The sequence below is a fragment of the Pyxidicoccus fallax genome, assembly GCF_012933655.1.
GTDB lineage: Bacteria > Myxococcota > Myxococcia > Myxococcales > Myxococcaceae > Myxococcus > Myxococcus fallax.
The window spans coordinates 1-6,889 of sequence record NZ_JABBJJ010000495.1 but is presented as its reverse complement, the minus strand read 5'-3'; the positions used below and the strand labels follow the sequence as shown (position 1 = coordinate 6,889).

4 protein-coding genes are annotated in these 6,889 nt (G+C 73.7%); all 4 read right to left on the bottom strand.

Annotated features, from left to right (window positions below):
* On the bottom strand, nucleotides 1-641 hold a 641-nt coding region (locus HG543_RS49935), incomplete at its 3' end, for a hypothetical protein (protein WP_169352042.1).
* A gap of 3 nt (nucleotides 642-644) precedes the next feature.
* A complete protein-coding gene (locus HG543_RS49930) occupies nucleotides 645-3,155 on the bottom strand; it encodes a TonB-dependent receptor plug domain-containing protein (RefSeq protein WP_371876562.1) in 2,511 nt (836 codons plus the stop codon).
* A gap of 307 nt (nucleotides 3,156-3,462) precedes the next feature.
* Nucleotides 3,463-4,383 (bottom strand): PhnD/SsuA/transferrin family substrate-binding protein, encoded by a 921-nt coding sequence (locus tag HG543_RS49925; RefSeq protein WP_169352040.1) that lies wholly within the window; start codon nucleotides 4,381-4,383, stop codon nucleotides 3,463-3,465.
* The coding region (locus HG543_RS49920) for a tetratricopeptide repeat protein (RefSeq protein ID WP_246357870.1) at nucleotides 4,380-6,889 on the bottom strand (2,510 nt) is incomplete at its 5' end. The genes HG543_RS49925 and HG543_RS49920, both read right to left, overlap by 4 nt.

The following is a 6,889-nucleotide window of genomic DNA, read 5'->3' as shown; positions in this document are numbered from 1 at the left end:
CGGGCGAAGGGCCCCGGACGCAGGCCGCCGAAGCGGTCCACCCCCTCCAGCCACATGCGCCCGTCCTCCACCGCGAAGGACAGCTCGCAGGCATCCTCTTCGGCCACCTCGCGCACCTCCGTGCGCCGGTGTGCGTACCGGGGCTCTCCGCGCGAGTCCACCGGGGCATCCAAGAGAGCGTTGGCGGCCAACTCATGCACCACGTCCCCGACGAGGCCCGCCGCCACCCGGGAGCCGCCCGCCCGCGAGACCGCCGCGGACGCCGCCTCCGCCGTGACGCCGATGTCCACCACCCGCTGGAGCCGGTGCCGCGTGACGTCCGCCCCTTCCGGCAAGAGCGCTCCGCCTCGCAGGAGCGAGCCCAAGAGGCGCACCTCCCACGCGGCGGGACGTCCGTCCGGGCCGCGCGTGGCCAAGAGCAGGGGCGGCGGCTCCCGGCGCAGCGCCTCCGCATGCGCGGGCGACAGCCGGCCGTCGAAGAGCACCAGCCGGCGCGGGCCCGGGGGCAGCTCCGAGCCCTGATGGAGGGACACCCCACCCTGCGCCAACACCGGAGCCGCCTGCTCCACCTGCGCGGGAGAGAGCGACTCGTCGGCGATCAGCAGGAGGCCTCCGGCCTCCAGGTGGGGTGCGGTGCTCAAGACCTAGTAGCGAACCTTGACTTCACTGAAGAAGGACTGCGGAGGAGCCGGGAAGCCGTGGGACTCCTCATACTGGGCATTGAAGAGGTTGGAGCCCAGGAAGGACACGGACACGCCGTCGTAGACGTTGAAGCCCACGCGCGCGCTGGCCGTGACATAGCTGGGCAGCTGCACCCGGGCGCTGGCCAGGCCCGTGTCCTCGTCCACGAGGAAGCCCGGGTCGTAGCGCGGGCCCACGAAGAGGGCGTACAGCTCCGCGTAGGCCACCTTGCCGATGTTGGTGCGGCCGCGCGCGTAGATGCGGTGGCCGGGCGCGTAGTCCAGCGGCGTCTCCGCCCCGTCGCCGTACGGCAGCGACTTGGCGTCCAGGAACTGGTAGGCCACGTCGAAGGACGAGTTGAGGGTTGGAATCTGCGCCGCCGCCTCCAGCTCGAAGCCGCGCACGCGCGCGTCACCCATGTTCTTGAACTGGGAGACGGAGCCGAACACCAGCTCCTGGTTGATGAAGTTCTTGGCCAGGTTGTAGAAGCCCGTGCCCGTCAGGCGCACCCTCCGGTCGAAGGGCCAGAAGTCCACCGAGGCCTCGAAGGTGTCCAGCGTCTCGGCGCGCAGGTTGCCGTTGCCCACCAGCGTGGCCGCGTACATCTGCTGGTTGATGGCCAGCTCGGCGAGCGTGGGCGCGCGGAAGGCGCGGCCGTAGTTGGTGCGCAGCGTGAGCAGCTCCGGCACCGCGTGGAACACGACGCTGGCGCGCGGCGAAATCTGGTCCGTGCGCTGCTGCCAGACGCGCTCGGGAATCTGGTAGCGGTCGTACCGGGCGCCCGCGCCGAAGACGAGGCGGTTGAAGAGGCGGTACTCGGCGTCCACGAAGCCGCCGATGATGGTCTGCTTCGTGTCGTCCAGCGTCAGCTCCGGCAGGACGTTGGGCACGTTCACCTGGTCGGCCTTCAGGTCACCGCCGAAGGTGACGTTGAGGTCGCCCAGCGACAGGAGCGCGCGCGCCTCGCCACCCAGCCGGCGGCGCTTGCCGAGCGCGCGCTGCGGGTCGCCACCGAAGGCGTTCTCCATCAGCACGTCGCGGCGCTTGAAGAGGCCGTACGCCTGGCCGAACAGGCGCAGGTTGTCCGTCACCTGCGTGTCCAGCTGCGCGGAGGCGTTGAGGTTCTGCACCGACTCGGAGTCGTTGGGCGTGTAGTGGCAGCGGCCGCAGTTGCCCACGGTGGAGATGTTGGTGCCGCCGGGGCGGCCAATCTCCGCGTCCGTGAAGTCCGCGTCCAGCGCCAGCGGGCCCACGCGCACCTTGCCGCTCACCTGGTGCACCAGCGAGTCCTGGTTCTTGTCCACCCGGCCCACGCTGGGGTCGTTGAAGAGCTGCGGCCCGTCCGAGCCGTAGCCGTAGTAGCCCAGCAGCGCCTCCACCGGGCCGCCGCGGCCGGCGACGTTGCCGTGCAGGCGCCACGTCTGGTCCTGGCCCGCCAGCACCCGCGCCTCGGCGCCGACATTCTGCCCCTTGCCAATCAGGTCTCCGGGCTGGCGCTCGATGATGTTGATGACGCCGCTGAAGGCGTTGGAGCCGTACAGCGAGGAGCCCGGGCCGCGGATGACCTCCACCTGCTTGAGGTTGGTCAGCGGCGTCGTCTCGTCCGCGTAGAACTGGCCCGTCCACGGGTCCGTCAGCGGGCGGCCGTCCTTCAGGAGCAGCAGGCGGTTGGAGAGGTAGTTGGAGCCCAGGCCGCGCGCGCTCACCGCCGCCTTGCGCATGGAGCCCCGGCGGCACTCCATGCCGGGGAAGTACTGGATGGCCTCGCACAGCGAGAACTGGCCGGTGCCCTCCAGCTCCTCGGCCGGAATCCACGACACCGTGAGGGGCACGTCCGCGATGCGCTGGTTGCGCTTGGACGCGGTCGTCACCACGGCCTCGCTCAGCACGCGGTTGATGGACTCCTCCACCGCGTCACCGCCGCCCAGCGGGTCCATGCCGGCCAGGCCCGACGGAGGCGGCAGCGGCCGGTCCAGGGCGGGCTCCGCGAAGGGCGCGCTGATGGGCACGTTGGAGGCCGGCGCCGGCGCCGGAGCCGCCACCGGAGCGGGCGCGGGCGTGGACGCGGGCTGCGTGGTGGCACCCACGGGCGTGGCCGTCGTCCCCACCGCCGGGGCGGCCATGGGCGAGCCCGGCGATGCGACGGGCAGCGGCTCTCCCATGGCGGGAGGCAGCGGCGTGGGCGGCTGGGCCGACATGGGCTCGGAGGGAGGATCCTCCGTGGCCGGCCCGCCGCTCAGGATGGGAATCTCCTCGTCCGGGGTGGACTTGAGGTCGTCCTTGAGCTGCGTCTTCGGCGGCTTGCGCGACTTGCCCTTCGCCTTGGACGCGCGCGGCGTCGCGGGGCTCTTGGGCACGACCACGCGCTTCTTCCTGCGCACCTTGGGCTGCGCCTGCTCCGCGGCGTCCTGGGCCTGGGCGTCGCTGGCCCCGAGGCCGGTGACGCCCAGCAGGCACACCATCACGGACAGCATCAGGGCCCGAACACCGCGGCGCCCTGGAAGGGCCCTCACCGCGCCTCGCCGCGGCTCACCTTGGACAGTCGAGTGCATCGTTCTCACATCCGTGGTGTTGGGGGGACACTCACGGTCCTGTACGCACGCCCGGGATTGCGGGCCCGGCGACAGGGCCATCGTCCTTTCGAACGAAGCTCCACCCCTGAACGCTCGCGCCGTCGTATTTCAACCTACCGCAGAGCCACCGCCGGGCCAAGTCAGCGGCTCTCATTCCCTGGAAACTCAAGAAGGTGGCGGGGTCCCCGCACACCGGGTGAGAGCTGCCCTAGTCGTCCGGCTGCTCCTCGGTGACGGCCAGGTCCCCGGCGAAGGAAGGCAGAGCGGGGCCCAGCTCCTCGGAGCGGACGAGGACCTCGGCGTCCACGCGCGGGTCCGGGGACTCGGCGAGGACGGGCTGGCGGCGCGGGGGGCCCTGGGTGACGAGCTTGCGGAAGTCCTCGAAGTCACGCCCCTGGACGCGGGCGAAGGCGTCGAAGGGGGGCACCGCGCCCACGGGCCCGAGCGCCCCGGCCAACTCCTCCTGGTGGCTCTTGAGGTCCACCAGCACCGCGCCGGGGATGCGGCCGCTGCGGTAGAGGACGCGCACGTCCTTGTCCTTGGGCACGTGGGCGAGCGGCACGAGGGCGGCCTCCGCGCCCCGGGCCTCCAGCATCTTCAGGGCGGACTCCACGTTGGGTACGGGCGTCACCTTGAAGTGGCGCTGCGCGTCCAGGTCGCCGCCGAGCACGACGTGGGTGACGAACTTCGGGTCCGCGGGGCCGGCGCCCTTCACGAGCGCCAGGCGCTTGCCGGCCAGGTCCTTCACGACGCCCTTCTGGGTGGAGACGATGGCCCAGCGCGCCTGCGTCTCGCCGGAGCGCGAGGCCCAGGCCACGGGCTTCGCGCGGGCGCCGAGCTGCACGGCGGCCCACGCGTCCACCACGGCGAAGTCCAGCAGGCCCTCGGACACGGCGCGCGAGAAGTCCTCGTAGCGGCCGAAGCTCTTGGCGGCCACGGGGCGCTCCAGCGCGTCGCCCAGCCTCGCGGCCAGCGCCTCCGCGTACTGGAAGCGCTCCTGGCCGTCCGACAGGGTGGTGGCGAGGAAGACGCCCACGGTGGCCTTCTTCGCGGCCGCGGCGGCGGGGGCGGCGGCCAGGGTGCAGGCCAGCACGAGGCCGGCCAGGAGGAAGCGGTGTGCCTTCATCATGGGGTCTCCTCCGCGGTGGCGGCGGCGGGCGCGCCGGTGGAGGACTCCGCGAGGCCGTGGAGGCTCTGCAGGCGTTCCTTCCACTCGCGCACCTGGGCGAGGCGCGGGCCGGAGCCAGCGGCGAGGTAGCGGCGCCAGGCGTCCACGGCCTCGGCGGGCTCGCGGCGGCGCTCCTGCGCGTCGATGCCGAGGTTGAGGGCGGCCACCGGCACGGAAGCCTCCAGCCGGCGCCACGTGTCCAGCGCGTTGGCGGCCTTCCCCTTGCGCCAGTCGACGCAGGCGAGGTTGTGCTGCACCAGCGCGTCCTCCGGGTCCGCGGCGAGCGCGGCCTTGAGGGCCTTCTCCGCCAGCTTCATGTTTCCGGAGGCGTACGCCAGCGAGGCCTCGCGCCGGTGGAGCGCGCCCGTCATGGAGGCCAGCCACTTCGGCTGTCCGGGCATGGGCTTCTTCGCGGCGGCGGCGAGCTGCTTGCGCGCCGGAGCCACCTGCCCCTTCTTGTAGAGGACGAAGGCGTCCGCCAGGGCGCGGGTGTTGGGCCACGCCCAGCGCGGGGCGGGGGTGAGGGCGCGCTTGAGGGCGGCGCTCGCCTCCGCGTGACGGCCCTCCTCCGCGCGCGCCAGCCCGCGGGTGAAGAGGGCCAGCTTCGTCAGGTCCGAGCGGTTGCCCGTGCCCAGCTTGTCCACGAGGTCCAAATCGCGGTCCGCGCCCTCGGCGTCACCGGCCTCCAGCCGCGCCAGCGCGCGGCGCACCAGCACGCGCGGGAGGTTGGCGCCCGCCACCTGCTCGGCGGCCCGCGAGGGGCCCACCGCGGTGAGCCGCTGCACGGCGGCGTCCACCTGTCCCAGCTCCACCTCCGCCAGCGCGGCGCCCACGGACGTCTCCGCCTTCGCGTCCGGCTCCTCCGTCTGCGTGCCCGCGCGGTTGAAGGCCTCCAGCGCCGCCTGCGCGTCGCCCGAGGCCAGCCGCGCGTAGCCCAGCAGCAGCCCCTCGCGCCAGGTGGCGCCCGGCAGCGTGGCGCCCTGCTCCATCACCCGGCGCGCCTCCGGGAAGGCGCGCGTCTCCAGCAGCGCGGCGCCCAGCCGGCGGGCCATGGGGGCGGTGCGGTCCAGGTCGTAGGCGCGGCGCAGGTCGCGCACGGCGTCGTCCATGCGTCCCGTCCCGGCCCTGTCGCGGGCGCGGTGGGCCAGCGCGCGGGCCAGCCACTGCTTCGCGCCCGCGTGCTCCGGCTCCACCTGCAGCGCGTTGGAGTAGTCCTCGATGGCCTGGTCCCACTGGCCGGTGGCGAAGTGGTCCGCGCCCAGCAGCACCCAGCCCAGCGCCTGCCGGGGGGCCATCTCCACCACGCGCCGGTGCACCTCCACCGCGCGCTGGAAGCGGCCCGCGCGCCGGTTGACGGAGCCGAGCGTGGCCCACAGCTCCAGGCTGTTGGCGCCCGAGCGCACCGCGGCCTCCAGGAACTGGATGGCCTCCTCGTGGCGGCCCTGCGCCTGCAGCGCCTTGCCCACGGCCATCTGCCCCACCAGGAGGCCCGGCTGCAGCTGCAGCACCTTGCGGTACTCCCCTTCCGCCGCCGCCGCGTTCTTCTGCGCGAGCCGCACGTCACCCAACAGGAGGTGTGCCCCGGGGGTGGCGCCCAGCTTCACCAGCGCCAGCGCCTGGGCCTCCGCGCGCGCCACGTCGCCGGCCGTGAGGTACAGCCGCGCCAGCTTCTCCTTCGGCTCGGGGGCCTGCGGGAACCGTTTGGTAACGCCTTCCAGGAGCGCGCGGGCCTCCGGCACCTTGCCTTCCAGCTCCAGCACGCTGGCGAGGCCCAGCTGCACCGTGGGCGACTCGGCCCGCCCCGCCTGCGCCTGCTGGAAGGCGGCGCGCGCCGAGGCCACGTCCCGGCGCAGCACGTGCGCGCGGCCCAGCAGCTCGTGAATCTGGAAGTCGTTCTGCGCCAGCTTCGCGGGGCGCAGCGCCAGGTAGCGCGTCAGCCGCGTCACCGCCGCGTCGCCCTGCTGCGCGTAGAGGTAGTAGCTGGCGAGGTAGTAGTGGACGATGAGGTGCTCGGCCTGGTCGGCGGCGGCCACCTGCTCCAGCACCGGTACGGCCTCCGGGAAGCGGCGCAGCTTGTAGAGGGCCACGCCCAGCGGGTACGCCAGCGACAGCTCGCGCGGGTGGGCCGCCAGCACCGGCTGCACCCTGTCCACCGTGCGCTGCCAGTCCTGGAGCCCGTTGGCCGCGGCGCCCACGCCAGCGGCGGCGGCGACGGAGCCCGGCTCCGCGGCGAGCGCCTGCTCGAAGAGGGCCAGGGCCTTGCGGTACTTCTCCTCGGCGCCCTTCTTGTCGCCCTCGGCGCTGGCGGCGCTGGCGGCCACCTGGGCGGACTCGCCCTCCTTCACCATCCGCTGCGACTCGGACATGGGCGGAGGGCGGTACTGCGCGAGCGCGGGAGGGCCGGCCAGGGTGGCCAGCAACGCGAGCGCCGGGGCGAGGCGGCGGCGCGGCGGCGGGGTGCGGGGTG